General features: G+C 49.0%; 14 protein-coding genes. 4 read left to right on the top strand and 10 right to left on the bottom strand.

All coding sequences use genetic code 11. From position 1 onward, the window contains the following. Nucleotides 1–22: 22 nt before the first annotated feature. Genes METLI_RS00860 through METLI_RS00850 form a run of 3 tightly spaced genes read right to left on the bottom strand, consistent with a single transcriptional unit; the run spans nt 23 to nt 3,065 of the window. Complete coding sequence (locus METLI_RS00860) at nt 23–1,204, bottom strand: BREX system ATP-binding domain-containing protein (protein WP_004037155.1); 1,182 nt, start codon at nt 1,202–1,204, stop codon at nt 23–25. Then, nucleotides 1,201–2,040 (bottom strand): hypothetical protein, encoded by an 840-nt coding sequence (locus METLI_RS00855; protein ID WP_004037154.1) that lies wholly within the window; start codon nt 2,038–2,040, stop codon nt 1,201–1,203. Before METLI_RS00855 ends, METLI_RS00860 begins: the two co-directional genes overlap by 4 nt. Further along, nucleotides 2,037–3,065, bottom strand: coding sequence for a tRNA-guanine transglycosylase (locus tag METLI_RS00850; RefSeq protein ID WP_004037153.1), 1,029 nt, complete (start codon nt 3,063–3,065; stop codon nt 2,037–2,039). Before METLI_RS00850 ends, METLI_RS00855 begins: the two co-directional genes overlap by 4 nt. Before the next feature lie 77 nt (nt 3,066–3,142). On the opposite strand from METLI_RS00850, the gene METLI_RS00845 reads away from it, so the two are divergent. Further along, on the top strand, nt 3,143–3,439 hold the full coding sequence (locus tag METLI_RS00845) for a MarR family transcriptional regulator (RefSeq protein WP_004037152.1): 297 nt from the start codon (nt 3,143–3,145) through the stop codon (nt 3,437–3,439). Nucleotides 3,440–3,508: 69 nt separating this feature from the next. Next, nucleotides 3,509–3,877 (top strand): HIT family protein, encoded by a 369-nt coding sequence (locus METLI_RS00840; RefSeq protein ID WP_004037151.1) that lies wholly within the window; start codon nt 3,509–3,511, stop codon nt 3,875–3,877. Nucleotides 3,878–3,923: 46 nt separating this feature from the next. Here METLI_RS00840 and METLI_RS00835 read toward each other — a convergent pair whose 3' ends face one another. Then, a complete protein-coding gene (locus METLI_RS00835; protein ID WP_004037150.1) occupies nt 3,924–4,214 on the bottom strand; it encodes a type II toxin-antitoxin system RelE family toxin in 291 nt (96 codons plus the stop codon). Next, nucleotides 4,192–4,395, bottom strand: a complete 204-nt coding sequence (locus tag METLI_RS00830; protein WP_004037149.1) for a hypothetical protein — start codon at nt 4,393–4,395, stop codon at nt 4,192–4,194. The genes METLI_RS00835 and METLI_RS00830 overlap by 23 nt, the downstream gene beginning before the upstream one ends. Nucleotides 4,396–5,221: 826 nt before the next feature. On the opposite strand from METLI_RS00830, the gene METLI_RS00825 reads away from it, so the two are divergent. Continuing rightward, on the top strand, nt 5,222–11,623 hold the full coding sequence (locus tag METLI_RS00825) for a DEAD/DEAH box helicase (RefSeq protein WP_004037148.1): 6,402 nt from the start codon (nt 5,222–5,224) through the stop codon (nt 11,621–11,623). A 62-nt stretch (nt 11,624–11,685) separates the two neighbouring features. On the opposite strand, the gene METLI_RS00820 is transcribed toward METLI_RS00825, so the two are convergent. The 5 genes from METLI_RS00820 to METLI_RS00800 all read right to left on the bottom strand — a co-directional run bounded on the left by METLI_RS00820 (nt 11,686) and on the right by METLI_RS00800 (nt 18,034). Further along, entirely contained in the window at nt 11,686–12,738 is a 1,053-nt protein-coding gene (locus tag METLI_RS00820) for a hypothetical protein (RefSeq protein WP_048103560.1), read from the bottom strand. Continuing rightward, entirely contained in the window at nt 12,726–14,327 is a 1,602-nt protein-coding gene (locus tag METLI_RS00815) for a tetratricopeptide repeat protein (protein ID WP_004037146.1), read from the bottom strand. Before METLI_RS00815 ends, METLI_RS00820 begins: the two co-directional genes overlap by 13 nt. Next, entirely contained in the window at nt 14,328–16,121 is a 1,794-nt protein-coding gene (locus tag METLI_RS00810) for a hypothetical protein (protein ID WP_004037145.1), read from the bottom strand. A 380-nt stretch (nt 16,122–16,501) separates the two neighbouring features. After that, on the bottom strand, nt 16,502–17,008 hold the full coding sequence (locus METLI_RS00805) for a PIN domain-containing protein (RefSeq protein ID WP_004037144.1): 507 nt from the start codon (nt 17,006–17,008) through the stop codon (nt 16,502–16,504). After that, nucleotides 17,009–18,034, bottom strand: a complete 1,026-nt coding sequence (locus tag METLI_RS00800) for a helix-turn-helix domain-containing protein (RefSeq protein WP_004037143.1) — start codon at nt 18,032–18,034, stop codon at nt 17,009–17,011. Between the two features lie 259 nt (nt 18,035–18,293). Here METLI_RS00800 and METLI_RS00795 point away from each other — a divergent pair, with 259 nt between their 5' ends. Continuing rightward, nucleotides 18,294–21,425, top strand: a complete 3,132-nt coding sequence (locus METLI_RS00795; protein WP_004037142.1) for a DUF3427 domain-containing protein — start codon at nt 18,294–18,296, stop codon at nt 21,423–21,425. The last annotated feature ends 4 nt before the right edge of the window (nt 21,426–21,429 follow it).

Raw genomic sequence — 21,429 nt, 5'->3', positions numbered from 1 at the left:
AGTCAGCATGATGGATATTATGTCATATTCCACTCATACGTTCAAGCACCCCCAGATCAACACCCTCCATCTCTTTCGAGAGAGCCTCATCAATCGCCTGACCACATATCGTAATAATCCGCCGTGCATTCCCGTTACCTTCCACGAAAATCCGTTGCACACACTCCTCAGTGAATGGCTCAAGAGAATCAGAGGGATTCGGCCTACAGGTATTGAGGTATTCAGTGATAAGGTGAACAACTGAATTCTTATCCAGAGGCTTCAGGTTGGCTTCTTTTGCAATACGATCAGAAAATGCATGATATTCGGCAACAAGTGGCTCCCAGACCTCTGGCGCACAGGCGATGATCATCGAAAGACCCGTTGGATTGATATCGATCAAATGCCGGAGTGCATTGAGCATATTCTGTTTCGTCCTGGCCTGAAGCGTTTCGATACATTCAAACTCGTCGATGAGCATGATCATCGGCGAATGACCGATCGCCTCCAGCGCCGTCTTCAATGCCATAAACGCACGTTGTGCGTGATGGGCCGTGATGTTCGAGGTCAGATGCAGTTCTCTCCGACGTGAATACTCGATAGACTCTCCGCTCAACCACTCCCATGAGGTGTAGGCATTCTCCTCATAGGAGAGGTTCAAAAACGCCCGGGAAAAATCAGGGTACCTCGTCAACTCGGAGAGCCGAACATATGCCTGAGGGACGATGTCAGAGAGCAGGACCTTTCCCTTCTCAATGGCTCGCCAGCCCATCCCCGGTTGAATGTCTTCCTCGATCGTCCCGTTCTCCGATATCTCCTCGCATACTGTGCCGATATATTCCTGCGAACATGATTTCAAATACGCCGAACCAAGGTCGTAGATAAAATCCCGGTATATATCCAGAAAAGACTCCCCAGGTTGGGCAACATATCCTGCAACTGGTTTGATGGCCGAACCTTCAAAAAATTTGTTTTGTACCTGAGCTTGAATAAACTTCAGGGTGTGACTCTTCCCGTTGCCATAGGATCCGGTGAGGATCAGGTGATTCGAGTGGCCGGTCGAGAACACCGAGGATAGAACAGCACTCACCTTGCCCATCACCTCCGGTTGGCCGACGTAAATATTTGGAACCTGATCGGGTATACCCGAATAGGGGAACGGATTTGCATTCAGCCCGAAAACTTCATAATTTTTCTTAGAAATGATAATTTTTAAATCACTCATAAAACATCCCTCGTGTGAATTGCCAGATAATAGTACTGCTTTCTCCCGTACTCGATCCCCTGTAAATATCGATCAGATGTGAGTTCTATCGACACTCTATCGAGCATCTGAGAGAAAACAAGAGATTTTATCTTAGTGCTGGATTTTTTTGCGTGTGTAGTGATCGGAGCGCCGGCCAGTTCCCATCTTCCAATATTGTTCCCATAGAGATCGACAAATGTTGTATCAAACTTCTTTCTTGAAATTTTCAATTGCTCACAGACATATTCCCGGATCTTCGGAATCTCGACATATCGTTGTTTGAGGTTCCCGCTCCCGGAGAGGTTCAAGTCATCGTATGCATTCAATAAGACCTTTGTAAAGGATTCACCTGTGCCATCAACGTCATAATAATGGTTGTTGAAGACGTTCCGTTGAAGCGATCCGATCCTCAATGTCCAGTCTGAGATAACGGAGAGAGCTGTTTCGTTGAAGTTGAACTCTTCATCAGAGATGAGGTCCTGGAGATCGTGTAACTCGATAGGTCCGGAATTCTTCACCCCACGATAGAACGCAGCATAATACGGATATCCCATCATGAGATCATGGACAGATAGCCAGTCGTCATCTCTGACGGCCTGTACGAACTGTCCTGTCGTCTCTGTTCTGACGTAATGATCGTCTTCCTGCGATATCAGACCCATTCGTGCCATTTCACGGAGAATTTCTTTAGATCTGTTTGCTGAAAGGGCGAAAATATCCTGAAATTGTTGGTATGATAGCTCGTGCTCGTCTTCTACGCAGAACGCCGCTTCGACGACTCTCCGAAATGTTATTGGACGCAGGCTCTTTCTCATACCAGACCTCTTTTTTTTGTTTTTGCGTAGCGGAAGGCGTCGTAAACCGCGGGATTGTGCCTTAATCGTTTCTCAAGGTAGCGCTCAACCTCGTTCTCTTCAAGGGCGACTTTCAGTTTCCGTAGTTCGTGCGTTATCATCCAGAGATTGTGCATTGCAATGAGTTTTCGCTCTGAGCGCACCTCGTGGTAGGTATGCTTGCTGCAGACCGGGCATACACAAGGCAGATATAGTGTTTCAGGAATATCAGAAAATTCTATTGTCCCTTTTTCTGGCATGAAATAGAGGCGTTTTGATCCGGCTGTGATAAATGCCGATGAATCAAAGGTGTCTGCCCCCATATACACCATGAGGGGGATCATGGCCGGCCCTCCCAGGCCAAAAACATGAAGAGGTCGATCGCCGATTCGTCGCCGTACGGCATGGATGATGTCTATGATCTCGTGATACCTGGAGCGTTTGGGGACACAGCCGCCGATTGCAAAGCCATCAAAATTACCCTTTTTCATCAGGTAATCGATGGTGTTCACCATCATTGCGGGATCGTTCCCCTGCAAAGATGCATAGATGAGCATATCTTCACGTTCTCGGTTCTCAAGGGCAATGAGTGCATTTTTAACGGACTTCTTGACGAAATCTGCATGATTCTGGTTGTAGATGCAGTCCTCCGTGAACGTTGGCAAATCCAGTGTCGCAGCAATATCGGCGCCGACCGTCTCCTGAACCCGAAGTATTTTAATAGGGTCGAGAGTGATGTTGCGGCTCTTCTGCTGGAAACCTCCACTATCGACAAAGAAAACCCCATTTTCTGAAAATTTTTTATGAAGCCCACCATTTCCCATTTTTTCATACAACGGACTGGAAAGAATAGAATACGCATTGATCATCATCGTGTTCATTTCGGGAATGGTTTCCCAGTATCGGGGTGTATTTCCCTCAGCACTTTTTCCCCCGTTATGTACGGGAAAGAAGGCCGGTGTTTCAAGTTCTCGCGTGGCTGTCTGAATTATTTTGAGTTGTACCATGTCATCAACAATTAGTCTAGGAAATAGGTAGACTACTCATATGTATAAGTAATTTTTCCTCGATATTGAACATAGGAATGACCCAATCAATCCCCAAAAACCTCCTCGAGAAATTTTCCCTGCTTTATTTCGTAAAAAAAGGTGAAAAGTTCACGCATACAGATGCTCAAACGATACTTAATATCTCAAAATCTTATGCTGGTCAGGTACTTCCGATTCTTGTAAAGTCTGGATGGATCATTTCCCATCGCTTGAGCGATGACCGCCGTAAGAAGGTGTATGAGTTCAAAAAGCCACACATAATCATTGAGGAGATCGGTAAGGATTTGGATCAGAAAGTTAACACCGATAAAGATAAGAAAAAACAATTTTGAGCCCTGTTTCTGTATTAAAATTGAATATGAAGATTTAATTGAGATCAGGGGCTACGAGGCATGGGCGCTATGACCTGTCCGTTCTGCAACCCCGAACCCTCAGAGGTCGTCCTCAAAAACGACCTCTGCTATGCCAGGTACGACCGCTACCCGGTGAACCCGGGCCACCTGCTGATCATCCCGTTCAGGCATTTCCCCGACCTCTTCGACGCCACCGGGGAGGAGGAGGCCGCCCTCCTCGCCCTGGTCAGGGAGGCGAAGGCCCACCTCGACCGCGAGTTCAACCCCGACGGCTACAACGTCGGCGTGAATGTCGGCGAGGCAGCCGGCCAGACGGTGATGCACCTGCACATCCACCTGATCCCCCGATACCGGGGGGATATCGAGAACCCGCGGGGCGGCGTGCGGGGAGTTATTCCGGAGAGGAGGGTGTATTGAGGGGAGAGGGGGAGAGTATATGCCCTGCGCCATGCGGTGTTTGGGATCAAAAAAATCCATACTTTTTATGGGCCTGCTCGATCGACATCACCGCGAGGATCAGCACTTCTTTTTCCGGTTCGTGAATGCGGTAAAATGCAGTGTAGGTGTGGCCGATGTGGATCCGGTAGGTGTCATCACGGCCCTGCACATGGAGGCGCTCTTTGTCGCTGCCGTTGCCGGGATAGGGATCCTCCACAAGAGCAGAGAGTTTGTCCATGACGATCCGCTGGCTTTTGGGGCTGAGGCGACGAAGGGATTCACCGACCTTCCGATCAATCAGAACTCTGTGCGCCAACGTCCAGCTCCACGAAGTCCCCATCCTCTTCGATGCGATCCATGTCCTCAATGAAGCGCCGCTTCTTTTCCTGCTCGATCATCCTGGCAAGAAGATCGTCATAGGTCTGACCGGGGCCTTTCAGCGTGGAGAGGTCGGACCATACCTCCTCCGAAACGGGCACGCGCTTTGTGGCTGACATGAACCATTGTAAGTATTGATCATATTTACAATGATCCCGTTATGCAGACGCAAAACCCCGGGTTGTCATGCTGTCCCCCCATTCTCAGGAACGAGTTCCCCTCTGTGTCATCGGCGGTGCAAAATTCCCCGGTTTCGGTGGGATAAAGATCCCGGCCCGATAACCTGAAGAGGCTGAAATTGGCGACCTTTGAAACACTTCTCGACAATTATCTTCGCGGACCATGTGATTGTTGCAGCGGTCCCTGACCGGATTTTTACCACTGCACGACGCTGAACATTAAAGGCGATAGTTATCGCTTGAAGGAACGACGGAGGCAGGGGCTTCGCCGGACACACCCTGCCGGGATGAGTTCCGATATCATTATCTGATCAAGTGTACGCTTTTTTTCCGTCCGATCTGTACACTTTTGCACCGCCGTTGACACCTGCACGTCCACCTGATCCCCTGGTACCGGGGGGACATCGAGAACCCGAGGGGCGGTGTGCGGGGGGTTATTCCGGAGAGGAGGGTGTATTGAGGGGAGAGGGGAGATCACCACTATCTCAAAGTGAGAACAATGGCGCAGGGCTTTGATGACCTGCTCCCTGAAATTCATGTAGTTCGTCCTGCTGGCAACCCCCAGAAGTTCGACCACATGGACTGCTCGGTCACGCTCAGTCACGCAGAACCTCGATACGTGTCAGAGAGATCAATCACAGAAGCACATGATCATGCTGCTGCTCAAATATTCCATTCTTAGGCCCTATTTTTGAGAATATTCAAAACAATACCTCTATATAATGAAAAAACCTTTTTTCAAACATCATATGGGTGATTGATACCAATGATTGATCCAATTGGTGCATATAATGCTGTAAAAGACGGAGTTATACGCTATGTTCAGACAACCTTCAAGACACGCTATGATTCAATCAATTCTGAACGTGAATTACAATTAAAAAATTCTGATGTTTTGTGCCAGAAACCATGGATTGAAGCCCTTCCAACATATCGCAGTTCAGGCTTGTCGCTGGATTCAAAGAGCAAGCAGTCAGATCAGACACGGGATCTCACAACAGAGGATCTTGATGATGTTTTTGACGAATGCACACTCAAGGAATTCAAACAATTCGCTACATGTGGCCTCTTCAGCCAAGACCACACTCTCTACCAGCACCAGTATGAGATGTTAAAGGTTGCACTGAAAGGAGACAGACATTGTATAATTACATCTGGCACCGGTTCCGGAAAAACAGAGTCCTTTCTCTTGCCGATATTCGCCTATTTAGTGAAAGAGTCTTCGGACGCAGAAACCTGGTCTAGACCTCGGAAAAAGCGTGAGCATCAGGACGATTATTGGCAACATAAAAGTCAGTGGATCCCTCAGAGGATTAATGAAACACGGCCTGCTGCAGTGCGAGCCATGATACTCTATCCTATGAATGCCCTTGTTGAAGACCAACTTGTCCGATTGCGCAAGGCGTTAGACTCTGAAAGTGCGCTCGAATGGCTCAATAAACACAGAAATGGGAATCGTTTCTATTTTGGCCGTTATACCGGGGTCACGCCTGTTACCGGTGATCGGAGATCAATGGATACAATCGGGCTAAAATATAAGTCAGGTGAACTCCGGAAAAAATTAAGAGAATTTGAAGACGCCTCGGACAGAGCAAAATTATTTTCCAAGAGTGCCTCTACCCAGGATAGCCCTACACTAAGAGACGCAAAAAAAGAGGCCTCATTCTTTTTTCAAAATCTCAATGGTGCAGAGATGAGATCCCGCTGGGACATGCAAGAACATCCCCCAGATATCCTGATAACGAACTTTTCGATGCTCAGCATCATGATGATGCGTGGTGAGGAGTCTGGTATCTTTGATAAAACACGGGACTGGCTCAAAGAGGGGCGTGATTCAGGTAAGGAAAGACTATTTCATCTGGTGCTCGATGAGATTCATCTTTACCGTGGGACGGCAGGGACTGAAGTTGCCTACCTCCTTCGGCTCCTCCTCTACCGCCTTGGGCTCACGCCTGATAGTGACCAGTTACGGATCCTTGGGTCCAGCGCATCCCTGGAGGAGGATGGAAACATAGGTTTGAGTGCAAAAGAGTTCCTTCATCAGATGTTTGGGGCGCCTGCGGAAAAATTTGAAGTCATAGAGGGCGCTCTTGAGCAGACGACAGGATCCTCTGAAGGACTCACAGATATGGAGTGGAATAGGCTTGCCCATGCCTTTGAGTGCCTTGCAGAGGACTATGAGAGATACGGTAGCAGCCCCTCCAATACAGATGAAGCCTGCAGACGCACAGCAGTCGAACTAGCCCATGCGTTGGGCTATCCCTATAATCCTAACACTGGCTCTGCCGCTGCAGCCCTGACGGTGCTGTTCCGTTCAAAAGAGCTCAACATCAGGGAGAGGCTACTCTCTGCACTCTACAACAAAGAGTCCGGAGGCTTCCAGGCAGAATCGATAGAAACATTTGGAGAGCGAATCTTTGCTCAACCATATAATGAACAGGCTGTTCGGGGACTCTTTATCGCCCGTGGTTTATGTGATGGGTATAAAGATCCAGACAATCAGGATCTCAGCGGATTTATCGGAAACTCCCCTGAAATAGACGAAAACATCCTACCATTATTCCGTTTCCACTGGTTTTTCAGGAACTTGGATGGCCTCTGGGCATCTACGGAGCCGACAAGTAATGGAAGCATCTCCAGCGGTGAGGAGCGGCCGGTCGGTGAACTTTTTTCCCATCCCTGCTACCTTACGCCGGGCGACAGTGGTTCCCGCGTACTTGAACTATTGCGTTGCGAACGGTGCGGTGCAGTATATCTTGGTGGCTACAGGCTTCTGAACAACAAAGATACAAAAGAACTCTTGCCGTTAGACCCTGAACTTTCAGGAATACCTGAAAGAAGTATTGATGTCCAGGTCAATCTGAGAAATTATCGGGAATATGGCATATTTTATCCCAAACCAAAAAATAGATCGTTTTTAGAAGGAATAGCCAGCAGCAACTGGGAACTGTGGGAAAAACAGGATAGGCATTTTGATGATCAGTTATTGATGGGACACTGGAGACACACATGGATGAACTATTCAACAGGGGAATTTTCTCGCGAGGACCCTGGATTATCCCCAGAAAAATGGTTTGAGGGGTATATTTATGAGATTGGGATAGAAAATCGGGGTTCTTTCCGTGATATCCTTACAATGGTTGGAGGGCCTGAAAAGGCAGAAACTCTCCGCGCACTTCCAACAGTCTGTGCAGAGTGTGGGGCGAACTACCTCAAAAAAAGATATATTTCCTCCCCTATCCGCGGGTTCAGGACAGGTTTCTCAAAATTTACACAGACGCTCACGAAGGAACTCTTCTCCCTCCTGCCAGCTGAAGAGAGAAAGGTCGTTGTGTTCTCAGACAGCAGGGAAGAGGCGGCAACGACCGCTGCCGGCATCGAGCAGGAGCAGTACAAACAACTCATCAGGGAAATTTTGTTCAGAGAGATATTGGTCGTAGCCGAAGGCAAAGAGTATCTCATAGATGAGATCAGGACGCACCTACAAGATCTCACCAAAACAAAAAACAAGGATAAGATACATGAATTTTCAAAGAGCCAGTTTTCCCAAAAAACAAGCGACTATATAAATCTCTATTCTCCAGACATCCTGCAGATTGTAAAAGATGTAAGACGGACGAGCAAGCAGATTAAAGACAACCCCGATCTTGATCCTGATGATCTTGATATACTGAGAAAGGAGTATTCATCTGCCCAAAGCAGGTTAATGTTTTTTGAACCTATGGATAATGGCCTGCCACCAGTCCCCATATATGATCTTGTTGCCAGACCTGCTGCGGTCAAAAAAGGTCTGGGTGACTCACCGGGATATCTAGTAGAGAGATTTGTTCAACTGGGTGTCTCCCCTGGTGGCACACGGTTTTCAGAGCAAGAGATAGAAGTTAAGACCGAACAGAATTTCCCGGAAGGTAAAACGATCAATATTGTTCGCTATTTCACTTGGTACGATCTATTTGATATGGAGACTGGCAAGTGGTTGCCCACCGATGACGATGACAAGAAAAAAGCACGAGTAAAGATAATAAATGATCTTTACAAGGGGATAAGCAACTTTTTGTTCCCTAAATTGTTCTACAGCCTGGAGTCTTCAGGCCTTGGCTTCGTAAAAGCTCTCCCAACAGCCATCAGCATTGAAAGATTTGAAGAGTGTCTTGAAGGTTGTCAGGGTCAGCCCTATTCTGAGGTCTATAGGTTAGCACTTGAATACTATGGGTCTCAGTGCAATTGCAAACCAGAAGTATTTCAGCAGGCCTGTGATTCGATGATACGGATACTGGGCGACACCTACAGATATGATGCATCCGATTTCAACGTCACAGAATTTCCAGACTATCGATCCATTACCTCAAAAAAGATCAAAAATTTTCTCGGAAAATTGGCTGAAATGTGGGGCACAAATCCCGAAGTTGTTGGGAACTCAATAATTGAATTCCTCGCTAGATGCGGGCATCCAAACTTGATTGTTAACATAGGTGAGGTAGTCATCGTCCCCACAAAAAGTAACACACCTGTATGGATCTGTCCAAACTGCAAATGGCCGCACCTCCATCCCTCTGCTGGAATATGTACTGAATGTCTGTCACCATTGTCCGGGGATCCTTCTTTGGAGTGTAATGAAATCCGGAAGAGAAACTACTATTCGCATAGTTTTTGGCAGGAAGGATCAACAGACCAGCATGAAAGGTTGATTCGTCTTCATTGTGAAGAACTCACCGGTCAAACTGATAACCCGGCACAGCGCCAGAGGCAGTTCCGAGGAATCTTTGTTGAGTGCCCTGGGGGAGAGAAACAGGAAAAAAAGAAAGCACAAGAAATAGATGCCCTCAGTGTGACGACGACGATGGAAGTGGGTGTCGACATCGGTACTCTCAGGGCAGTAGTTCTTGCAAACATGCCGCCCGAGCGGTTTAATTATCAACAGAGGGCTGGCAGGGTAGGAAGGAGGGGGCAGGCATATTCTTTTGTCCTCACCCTCTGCCGAGGTGGCAGGAGTCACGACGAGTATCATTACTCTGATCCTTCATATATGACGGGCAGCAAGCCCCCCATGCCATTTCTCTCGATGAAAGAAGACGAGAATGAAAGCATACTGGATCGTCTCGTCGCAAAAGAGGCACTCCGGTTGGCGTTTAAATATGCAGGCGTCACGAAAAAAGACTGCCCTGGAGGCGGCGACATTCACGGAGAGTTTGGCACATCTGTACTTTTCCAGGGCATAGAAGAGGGAGCGAAAGATCGGCGTGTCCATGAAAAAGTACGAGAGTGGCTCATGGGTGATGCTGGAAAAAGTGCCCGAGAACAGATAATAATGGCATTTGTTGACCCCAGCACCCCACAGAAAAAGGCAGAAAAAAAAGTAGCCCACCTCCGGGATTATGTGACAAGGGTACTGCCAGAACAACTGGATAAAGCCCTTGAAAGGGATGACATCATTGGTGAGGGTCTAGCACAGAGGCTTGCGGAGATGGCGATCTTGCCAATGTACGGAATGCCTACAGACGAGCGAGTGCTCATGCACGGCCTCCCCGACAAAGAATCAAAAAGGACTGAGCCATACTCAATATCACGCAGCCTCGACCTTGCAGTTACGGAGTTCGCTCCGGGCGCCCAGAAGACAAAGGATAAGGCAGTATATACCTCAATCGGCTTTTCTGTACCCCTCAGGAAATCTTTTGAGAATAAATGGGCTGTATGGAAACCTGCCGGCCAGGAAAACGATCCCTTGAAGTTTATACGATGGATTCAACGGTGCCGCAGATGTGGAGGAGTCAAAATATTGTTAAAAAAACCTCTTCACGATGCAGAAGAGTGCCCATTCTGCCATCAGGCCAGGCCAGAAGAGATCGAAGCCTACTGGGTCGCAGTACCTGCTGGTTTTCGTACGGATTTATGGAGAGGGCATGACATTGTTGAAGACAACGTCTTCAACAGGACATCATTAACCATTGCTGAACACCGATCCACCTCCCCTAAAGAGAGAGGAAACGAGAACTGGAAGGTTTCATTCAGTGAAAGAGTCCCTGTCTGGAAGATCAATGATAACCGGATTGGAATTCATCCAAAACTGTTTGCAGGGTCGTATGTCCCATCTAAATGCTATCAATACGACAGAAAATCCAAAAGGTACTACGAGTCCAAGATTCGTGCAAAACAGTGGATTGCTGAAGACCAACAAAATGATCGCGTCAGGGATAAAGATGCCATATCCCAGTATATTATGGGGAAAATCGAAAGCGGTGGTGAAGAAGAGGTACGAAAAATAGCAATCGCTTCAAGAAAAGTAACAGATATTTTCAGGTATAATATTCAGCAAAAGCCATCAGGAATACTAGTAAATCCACTTTCATCAACGGAAACAACCAGATCTGCTCTATATTCCTCTGCATTTATCATAAGGAGTGTGGTGGGGGACATGCTCGACATCGACCCTGAAGAACTGGACATCTGTCGTATCCAGCCAATGAGCATACCTTCACCTATATCCGGAGAGGAAAATGTAGGGCAGGTTGTCATAGCAGACAAACTACCCAACGGCTCTGGGTTCAGCTTGTGGTTGTACAACAACTGGAAGGAGAGGGTGCTGCCCAATATACTCTCCACCAATCCCAGAAATGAAACATTCATGGGTTCTATCTTGTCGGATGAACATATATTCGGAGGTGATGGTAAGCCTCCATGTACAACAGCATGTTATCGTTGCATAATGAACTACAGAAACATGCCCTACCACGGCCTTCTCGACTGGAGACTTGGTCTAGCTTACCTTCGTCTTATGGGGGATCTGAATTACCGTTGTGGTCTAGATGGAAATTTTACATACCCTGAACTGAAGGGATGGCCTGATAATGCAGACAGAGAAGCCCGGACATTCTCTCGAATGATCGAGCACAGTGCAGGGGATAATGGAGGGCAGGCCTTATTTTTCGACCACAACACAGAATACGGCCTCCCAGTAATTTGTCTAGAGTGTGCAGGTTCAAAAATGGGTATCATTATTTGCCATCCCTTATGGGACTTCAATACACCTGGTGACAGTCTACTATCGACGGCTAAAGCACGACTCCACGCAAAAATCGGCGAAAGAAATCCCATTATTTCAATTGACACATTTAACCTTGTTCGGCGCCCAACATGGTGTCTGGAAAGAGTTCTTTCTGGTGGGGAATAATAGGAAAGTATGGAGACATTGAGGCAAGAGATAGGGTGGTGCTAAACTCTGCACAATAGTTCCTAAAGGGTGCAGAGTTCTGGCTGAAAGACCCCCCCGACTGTAACCAGCCTCTGGCCAAGTTTCTCTGCGACACTCACACCTACGTCTTTAGGGACACCGAAATAGACATCAAAAGGTACATTATTTGCGTGGAGGCCCAGGCCCCTGAGGTCTCCTGACCAGACCTCATACGGCACAAGGCCAGAACACGCCGTCACCGCCCTTGCGAGGTTGACCGGTAGGGGGACATTCGTCGGAACAGCGAGCGAACCCGCGTCCTCGTCATAGATGAGGACGTCTACACCCTCAGCATTGAGGGCCATATACCTCCCCCAGTCCCTTTGCACGACCGCCCCTTTTTCCGTGTCGTCCCATATCCAGTACTCGTATAAGTAGTTGAACCTGTACTCGACAAGTCTATAGTCTCTCCCATCTTCCCTATCCCCCGTGAAGTGGAGCAAATGGGGAGAGAAAACACGGTTTATAGAGTTTATTGGTTCGTCCTCTCTATATTTTCTCCACTCAAGGCGCTGGCTCATCTGGTCTATACCACCCGCTAAAGATACTATCGACGGGGGTGCTTCTTCAGTCTGGAGACCGGCACCGAGTGCCCTCGCAACATCTCTGAGGTCATCTGGGCCAATATTTTTTATAAAAAAAGCGTCGGGGAACAACAGAACAGTGTCACTGCTTACGCATTGGCTTTGCTTGACACAGAGCACCTCACCCTGTGGGAACTCTGTACTGATGATGTGGTCCAATGTTGATATAAGATCGCTGTCACATGCCCCGCTTAAGAGAGCGATAGGTTTCGGATCCTTCCGTATAAAAGACAAAACAGGGGGGCAGACCCAGAGTTTCCCCCCACTATCATCGATATGCCCGAGTGACTGCATCACTCGGATATACCGGTTTTCCAGGAAACTGATATTGAGATCTTCCTTTGCATCGGAGCGGAGGCACAACTCCCCGAACCACTGTCGGAACACAGACTTATCGACGGTGCCAAGGGCGCTCAGGTAGTACAGAAATTTTTCTTGTTCCGGAATCGTTTCGGGGATCATTTTCTCCATCTCTTTTTTCTGGCCCTCTCTTTCTCTTTTTCTATAAATCTCTTCTTTTCTCTTTCCGTCAATAGAATTATTCTTTTTTTGTTATCTCTATATTTTTTTCTATCAGTTGACTCTAGTAACCCCTTTAAAGAACTTTGAGAATTATTTATTTTTTCATTGATTTTTTGAGCCTTGGTGGAGTCTAATTGTATGATTCGTTGATATAACTCTATTGCCTCCGGGAGACTGCTTATGGACCGGATAGCCTTTAAGAGGTCAGCATATCCCTCCAAGAGGGCAAGATCTTGAGGGAAAATCAAGAGAGCATTTTTGTAAAAAATTATGGGACTCTCAAAATATGATTTATTGGGGTCTATTTCATTGAAGCCATCATCTCTACAGTAATCACACATTGCAGCGTCGGTCTTTTCTATTCCGATGTGCGCCCAGTGTAGTGACGTGCCCACCTGGTGTATTAAATTTCGTACACCGCTATCAGCCTCAGCAATTCTTATAAGTCCCTCACAGTCGTGTTCGAGCGCCTGTGTTAGGTCTTTCAAGATGTCTGTATTTTGTTCTACCGAAATGTCATGTACAAACGCCCTCAAAACAAATTTCAGGGCGATGCACTGATCACCCTCTGTTTCTATGGCATTTTTTTGCAGCCCATCTAGGACAGTCTGCCTACTGCAGGTATTGAGTATCGCACACCTCAGCCCCTGAGAATACCTATCTGGCCAGTCCGTACAGACATAGTTATAGAGTATAGAGAACACTCCGGCCTCGACCCCCTCTCCAAGACCTTTGAATCCTTCTCTCTTCTCAGTAAGACCGATGATGGCCTTTTCGACGTTACCTGAAGCCAGATCGGCAAGTAACAGATACTCTTCTTTTACCTCATCAGATATCTGACCCATCTCTGAGGCCAAGGAAACCAAGGATATAAACTTCTCTTTCTGACCCTTATCGAGGGCTCCTGAACTCATAAAGGAAGCGATGGATTTTGAGAGCGTCTGTCTGCCCCCGCACAATAGATCCAAGTGTAATTTATTGTTCTGGATCCTGTCATTGTATGGAGCCAACTGTGCTGCTCTCTTTAAAAACCTCCTTCCTGCCTCTACATCCCCTAATTTGAGATAGCAACACCCTAAATTATTGAGCCACTCCAGTCTAGAGTTTATATTCCTTGCAACCTCGTAGTGTTCTACCGCATCCTTATATTTCCCTGAAGAATAGAAAAAATAGCCAAGTTTACCGTTTATTGCCTCCTTTTCTTCGGGTGTTTCACATGCCTTGAGAGTGTCCATCAGATATTCTATACTCTGACTGGAGCCACGTTCTCGCACCACTCTTTCGGCCTTTAATAGACACGCCTGCGGTCCTGTCAACCCGGAGTCGAGTGCCCTCTGGAAACACTCCCAGCCTTTTTCGGGATAGTTTGTAACCCTGAAGTATGCCACGCCTTTATAATAGAGAGAAAGACTGCTACCCCGGATACCTCTAAACCACGCCTCAACTTCAGGCCCTGATACCTTTGTACCTGTTAGGGTATTCACTGTAAGGGAGAGGGCTGGTTGTCCAACCGCTGATTCCCAACCCGTGCACTTCACTTAGTCCACCCTCTCCTGGGCCTCTCGGATGGAGTAGCCATTTATCACCGGCCTGTTGTTCGCTTTGTCGTCGACAACTTCCCCAATGGAATCTCTCCAGACACTGTGTATAGTCTTTTTTATTTTAATCGGCTCGACAGTGATCGTATGGGAATAGGCTACTTTTCTGAACATCCCATCTTCATCGTACCTGCCAATCTCGATCCTCAGAAGAGTCCCCACAGGTATGTCTTGCGGTAAGAGCCACCTATCCCCCTCTCCGGGCATTTTCTGGAGGACTAGATCTCCATTTTCTGTCCTGAGCACACCGACCTCATCCCCATCTCCCCCTTCCAGGACGAGTACCGGAAGTCCTCCCTGAAGGTACTTTTTGATATGCCTGTTCTTATCTTTTAATTTTAAACCCCCTTCAAGTCTTGAAGTAGCAAAATCCGGGATTGAAAGTCCGGAAATATCCTCATTACCCTTTTCCACGCCATCGACTTCATAAAATATCCACCCGGTCAGAGACTGCAATATCTGTCTCTCCTTGAACGCTCGACAGCAGGATCTCCCCCACTTCTCAACATTTCGTGAGACCTCAGCACGACATGCAATGAGGAGCCTATGATTTTTCTCTAGCCGGTTTACCTCAACCCACGTCTCATCAAAACTCCACACCGAACCGTCACGGAAGATGTGTATATCACCTCCCCGTAGCCTGGCCAGGAACTCTCCGTTATCTCCTATGAAAGTCGCACCCTCCGACCAGATCGAAGGGAATTCGAGGGTGTCCAGCATTTTTTTATTATTGTTTCGACAAATGTTCACTCTCTTAGACCAACCGATATGTCCCGGGCTACCTTCACATGAAAGGTCAATCTCTTGGTCACCTACCTTTAAAGAGAGTCTATCAATATCATAGAAAGAACAATATTTATCCCCCTGTAACCTGACCCTAACACCTGTGGAAGTAAAGATCCCCTTCTCCCGTATACATATCCACACACGGGAACTCAGGCCACCCTGTAAGTCTAAGGGCTTGTTTCCGTCCCAGTTCACGAGATCGGAAAAGACAAGCCGCATCATTAAAATGTATGCTGCATTTTCATTTTCACTGAGAGCAGACCTATTTTTTCCAACTTTTTCAAGGAGCCTTCTGATCCTTGCACTGAGCCCGCCTGGACCATTATAGTCCACCATTGCACGCCGCACCTCCTCCTCTAAGGGGAGGGTGTCGGGGGACATCGCTGCCCACGAAAATATGTTTGGTAATTTCTTCCGGTCTTCTTCCGATAGAAGGGACTGCGATATGGGGTTGCTTACATGGACAAAATGGCTTTCAACTTTTGTGAACTTCCCAATCCTCCCCTTGCAAGTCTGTGTCGTCCACCGGTCCAGGTCTTCCCAGAGTGTTTCCATTCGGTTAAAAGAAGGGGGACTATGGTTATCTCTTTCCAGGTCATCTAAGAGTGTATTTAATTTTCGATAGTAAGAACGTCCTTCTTGGTCCTCGATGGTGCCTGCGTATATTAAAAATACAAGGTATGCGAAATATGGTGGCTCGGAAAACTTTTCAGGGTTATTTTCCCACGCTCTATAGGTACTCAGCGCCCTCTGGCAGAAAGATTTCCGGTTAGTGTAGCCACTCCAACTTTTTATCGTGTCGAGGAAGGCAGATACATCCCCTTCTGGGCTGCCTACTCTAGTTATTACCTCTGCGTCTGCGTATATGATAACTTCTTGATAGGCCATATTTTCGTTAAAAAAATATTTAAATAGTCTATTATTCCAATTTTCATAACATAAGACCATAGATTCGGATTTATTTATTATAGATTAAAATTTTCGATTTAGCGCTGTAAATTGTTGTTTTACTTCAAAGATATTGTCTGGTTGATTCTGGACTGGCAATACCAGTGTGGCAAGCAGCAATGGCGACTCCTGAGGAAAACTTTGTACTCAGACGGCATCGGAGACGCCGCGGGACTGTGGTTCTACTCTCAACTGTAATGAGTACTGAAGAATCCAATTTCCACCTCACGCCCGGTAAAACCCAAACACTGTCATAACGTATACACTCCTCCCGCCGCGCCCGCCACATGGTCTAGCTGGACACACCTTCGCCATAGCAAGGCGACGTCATAACCAGCTAGACCACAACAGATACACCGGGATCCAATAACATCCCATAACTACCGCATCCACGCCCGGATCCTCCGCTCGCACTCCTCCCGGGGCAACCGGCTTCCGTTCTGCCGCATCACCCCGATCACCTCCGCCGCTCTCCGCCCCGGCAGCACCCCGCCGGCAACAAGGCGATCCAGCACCCAGAGGATGCCGTGCACCTCCACCCCCTCACGCCGGGCGACCGTTCGCAGCGGCCCGTCTCCCGAGAGGAGCACCGCCCCGGTCTGCCGTGCAAGCACCAGCACCGAGAGATCTGCGATGGAAAGGGGGGCATTTTTCCCCCTGAGTTCGAGCATCTCAAGGACCTGAGCGCCGGTGAGTTCACGGACCTCAAGCCCCAGATCGAGCAGGTCCGGAAGGGGAATCGTCCTGACCTCCCTGACCGCAATGTCGGTGATCAAAAATACACACGCAAGACCGAAGAGATCGGGCAGGATCCCGCCGGCGACGGCGTCAAAGAGCACATTCGTGTCGATGACACAGACCGGGGAAGGTCCTGCCTCGTGTCCCACCTACTCTGCCCCCATCGAGATCCCCGGCAGATCGCCGCCGAAGAGTTCACGGGCCCTGGACAGAGTGATCTTCTTCTCGTTCAGCGCCCGCAGGATGAGAAGGTGCATATAGGTGGGCGCTTCAGGTCTGACCTGCCGCCCTGGCTCCTCATCCCCGACCGTCACCCGGTTCAGGCGGATATACAACCCCTTTGCCGTCCCCCCGGTGATCACCCCGAGGTCCTGGGCACGGCGGATCCAGGCCTTCATGCTCATCCCGTACTTGTGTTTGAGCAGGGAGAGTTCCCGCAGATCGATGGCGCACCGCTGCTCTCCCAGCTCCTTGTGCACCATCTCATCGGGTACAAGAAATGCCCCGGCAAAACGGTGTGCCGCATCTTCCTCATCGAGAGAGGGATCGACCTGGAGGAGCAGGTGCCCCAGTTCATGGGCACAGTTGTAGCGCTGGCGGTCCCCGGCCATGGACGTGTTGATCGCAATCACCGGCGTTTGTTCGTCGTGATAAAACGTCAGGGCGTCAAAAGAATCAGGGGCGTCAAAGAGTCCGACCCTGATGCCGTGCTGCTCAAGCACGTCCATCACGTTCTCGATCGGATCTGTGCCCAGGTCCCATGCATCCCGAACCATCCGGGCGACCACTTCCACATCGTCGAGGGTTGAGACCAGGCACGCCTCGCGGGGCGGGAGGTCCAGAGTGGCCGTGATCCCGGAGATCATCTCGACCTCCAGGTAGCGTTCAAGCCATTCGGTCACCTTCCCATGGATGATACGCTCCTCCTTTTTCGTGAGCGATCTCCGGCAGCGATAACGGGGTTCTGAGACATCAGCCACAACCTGCCTGAAGAAGAAATCGATGTTCACGCCCAGGGCCTGGCTCAGGCGGATGAGCATCTCAGAACCCGGGATCACCTCCCCTTTCTCATACTTTGAGATCGCCGTCGCACTCACACCGATTGCAGCGCCAAGGTCCCGCTGGCTCATTCCAGCACTTCTCCTGGCCACCCGGATTCGCCCGGCAATGCTCACATTGCACACATCCTTTTCTCCCCGTCAGTTTACAAATGGAACAGAATTGTGGATTTTGTAAACTATACTCCGGGGGACACCATGATATTTGAAGATTGTGATGTTTCAGGGGGGGGCTTCTTCCGGGGGAAAGGGGAGTCATTATTGCGATTCGGGAGGTTCATCCTCCCATAGCCAAAGTCAGTGATGATCTCAAGAGAGGTGCCGTAGAAAGACCAAATAATCACTTTAATATATCAATCAACAAAAATAGAAACCAATGGACCTTTTTCCAGGAATCTATGAACAGGTAATAAACGAATACCTCCAATCAAAACTCTCCTCCCTCAGACCAGATCAAAAACCCTTCAGAGATACCATAAGGCACTATGACCCGCAGGCCATTCTGTCCCGCTATATTCGCACAATAACGGAAAACGCCCTCAGGACAGCAGAAGATAAAAACCGGTCATTGGCAGATCAAATCGCCATCTGCAACGGCGTCATCTCTCACCTTGCCGACGAGATCGATGAAAATTGCCTCCATCAATGTAAAATCACCGAGGACGCCGAACTCTTACTCGCCATCCTCGACCCAGACCAATCCACCGCCCTGAACCCACAGAGCCTACCCCGACCAGAGACCTCCATCTCTCAGAGCAGTCTCTTCACCGGATCGCCCCAAGAACCAGGACTCGTATATGAACTCAAAAAGGAGATCAACAGTGCCGACCAGATCGATCTCCTCATCTCGTTCATCAAATGGAGTGGCATCCGCCTGATCCTCGACGAACTCAAAGAGTTTGTACGGCACGGCACCCTCCGGGTCATCACCACATCCTACACCGGCGCAACCGAGATAAAAGCAGTTGAGGTGCTCTCTCGCCTCCAAAACACCACCGTAAAAATATCATACGACACCGAACGGACCCGGCTCCATGCAAAATCCTACATCTTTCACCGGAGAAACGGGTTCTCCACCGCATATATCGGTTCGTCGAATCTCTCAAACCCGGCGGTCACCAGCGGTCTGGAATGGAATGTGAAGGTAACCCAGCAGGACTCAGGCCACATCTTAAAAAAGATCGATGCGACATTTGAGACCTACTGGAACGACCCGGAGTTTGTCACCTACACCGATGCGAGCAGAGACCTCCTCATACAAGCGCTCTCAAAAGAGACGAAGAAAGAACCAGGGATCATCCCCGTATTTGATATCCATCCCTACCACTTCCAGAAGGAGATCCTCGAACAGATAAAAGCAGAGCGAAAATACCATAATAATTTCAAAAACCTCATCGTCGCAGCAACCGGCACCGGAAAAACGGCCATATCTGCATTCGACTACAAAGATCTCGCTTCAGAACAGGGACACTACCCCCGCCTCCTCTTTGTCGCCCACCGTGAGGAGATCCTCCAGCAGAGCATCAACGTATTCAGAGGCGTTTTGAAAGACCCCAATTTCGGCGACCTCCTGGTCGGGAAAAACCAACCCGCCCAGATCGAATATCTCTTCACCTCCATCCAGAGTCTCAACAGCAAAGACCTGATCCAACGTACACGACCAGACTATTATGACGTGATCATCATCGACGAGTTCCATCATGCAGCGGCACCGTCCTATCAGCGCCTTCTATCATACTATACACCAAGAGTCCTCGTCGGACTTACAGCGACCCCTGAACGCATGGATGGACTCGATATCCTCCAGTATTTCAACGGGAGCATCACCGCAGAGATCCGGTTGCCCGAGGCGATCAACCGGAAACTTCTCTCACCGTTTCATTATTTTGGCGTGACCGATGTGGTCGATCTCGACGCCGTATCCTGGCGGTGTGGCGCCTATAATCCCAGCGAACTCAATGCCCTCTACACCGGGAATACAAAGCGTGCTGAACGGATCGTGGTGGCCTTACAAGAATACATCGCCGACATCGACGATACCATCGGTCTTGGGTTCTGCGTCTCTGTCGATCATGCAGCGTATATGGCAGAATCCTTCACTAAAGCAGGCATCCCATCGGCATATCTCCATGCCAACAGTCCGCACGAAGAGCGCTTCTCCATCCAGAACCGCCTGATATCAAGGGAGATCCACTTCATCTTTGTTGTTGATCTCTACAATGAAGGGGTCGATATCCCTGAAGTGAACACGATCCTCTTCCTCCGTCCAACAGAGAGCCTAACGATATTTTTACAGCAACTCGGGCGGGGTCTGAGGATTTCAGAGGGAAAAGAATGCCTCACAGTGCTCGACTTTGTAGGGCGGCATCATGCAAACTATCGGTTCGGCGACAAAATAACGGCATTGCTCTCGACAAGCGATAGACCGCTCCTTATGCAGGTTGCAGACAACACATTTGATCTCCCCAAGGGATGCCATATTCATCTCGAAAAGGTCGCCCAAGAGCGGATCCTTGAGAACATCCGTTCCTCGATTACCACCCGGACGTCGTTGATCGACAATATTCGCACGTTTGAAGAGAGGACCGGCAAACCGCTGACATTTAAAAATTTTATCGAGTATCACTCGTTGACGCCGAGAGAGGTCTATCAGAAGGATACCTTCTATGCGTTGGCCTGCCGGGCCGGGGTCTATCAGCACACCGGATCGGACTCCCCGTTCACACGGACCGCCGCACTCCGCCTCTGCACGATCGACTCGCCACGATTGATCCAGTTCATCCAGGCTCTTCTGGACGATCCACGCAGGCGTTCGTATGACGATCTCTCCGAGGGCGAGCGCCACATGCTCACGCTCTTCTACTACTCCATCTTCGATGCGCCGGTATCAACCGCGGCAATGGATAGTGGCTCTCTGTTCGAAGGGATCCTTGACAATCCATGGATCAAAGACGAAATCTCCGATCTTCTGGACTATACCTTCAAACACCTCGAATTTATCCCGGAGTCGATCGATCTGGGATTCGATGCTCCGCTGGAAGTGCATTGCACCTATACCCGAGACCAGATCTTCTCTGCTCTCGGTCATTACACCCTGCACAATAAACCCTCACAGGGGAGTCGGGAGGGCGTGCTCTATCTCCGCGACAAAAACATCGATGCCTTCTTCATCACGCTTAACAAGACCGAGGAACACTACTCGCCCACCACGATGTACATGGACTACGCCGTCTCCGAATCCCTCTTCCACTGGCAATCGCAGAGCACCACATCTGCGTCGTCGCCGGTAGGAGAGCGCTACATCCACCATGAAGAGAGAGGAAGCAAGGTCCTGTTATTTGTCCGGGAGTTCAAGAAGGTCGGACAAATAACAGAGCCATACATATTCCTTGGAGCAGCACGCTATCTCTCCCATGAAGGCAGTCGCCCCATGAGCATCCTCTGGGAACTCGACCGCCCGATGCCGCCGGGGTTGTTTGTCCGGGCGAATAAGATGGTGATCGGGTAAGAGA

This window comes from Methanofollis liminatans DSM 4140, assembly GCF_000275865.1.
In the GTDB taxonomy this organism is placed as follows: domain Archaea; phylum Halobacteriota; class Methanomicrobia; order Methanomicrobiales; family Methanofollaceae; genus Methanofollis; species Methanofollis liminatans.
This window is presented reverse-complemented; position numbering and strand designations above follow the sequence as displayed.

Coding starts and splice junctions, on each gene's coding strand:
- METLI_RS00840 (WP_004037151.1), top strand. CDS start 3,509: ATGACCTGTCCGTTCTGCAACCCCGAACCCTCAGAGGTCGTCCTCAAA.
- METLI_RS00850 (WP_004037153.1), bottom strand. CDS start 3,065: ATGGTACAACTCAAAATAATTCAGACAGCCACGCGAGAACTTGAAACA.
- METLI_RS00825 (WP_004037148.1), top strand. CDS start 5,222: ATGATTGATCCAATTGGTGCATATAATGCTGTAAAAGACGGAGTTATA.
- METLI_RS00845 (WP_004037152.1), top strand. CDS start 3,143: ATGACCCAATCAATCCCCAAAAACCTCCTCGAGAAATTTTCCCTGCTT.
- METLI_RS00855 (WP_004037154.1), bottom strand. CDS start 2,040: ATGAGAAAGAGCCTGCGTCCAATAACATTTCGGAGAGTCGTCGAAGCG.
- METLI_RS00795 (WP_004037142.1), top strand. CDS start 18,294: ATGGACCTTTTTCCAGGAATCTATGAACAGGTAATAAACGAATACCTC.
- METLI_RS00860 (WP_004037155.1), bottom strand. CDS start 1,204: ATGAGTGATTTAAAAATTATCATTTCTAAGAAAAATTATGAAGTTTTC.
- METLI_RS00810 (WP_004037145.1), bottom strand. CDS start 16,121: ATGGTCTTATGTTATGAAAATTGGAATAATAGACTATTTAAATATTTT.
- METLI_RS00820 (WP_048103560.1), bottom strand. CDS start 12,738: ATGGAGAAAATGATCCCCGAAACGATTCCGGAACAAGAAAAATTTCTG.
- METLI_RS00830 (WP_004037149.1), bottom strand. CDS start 4,395: ATGTCAGCCACAAAGCGCGTGCCCGTTTCGGAGGAGGTATGGTCCGAC.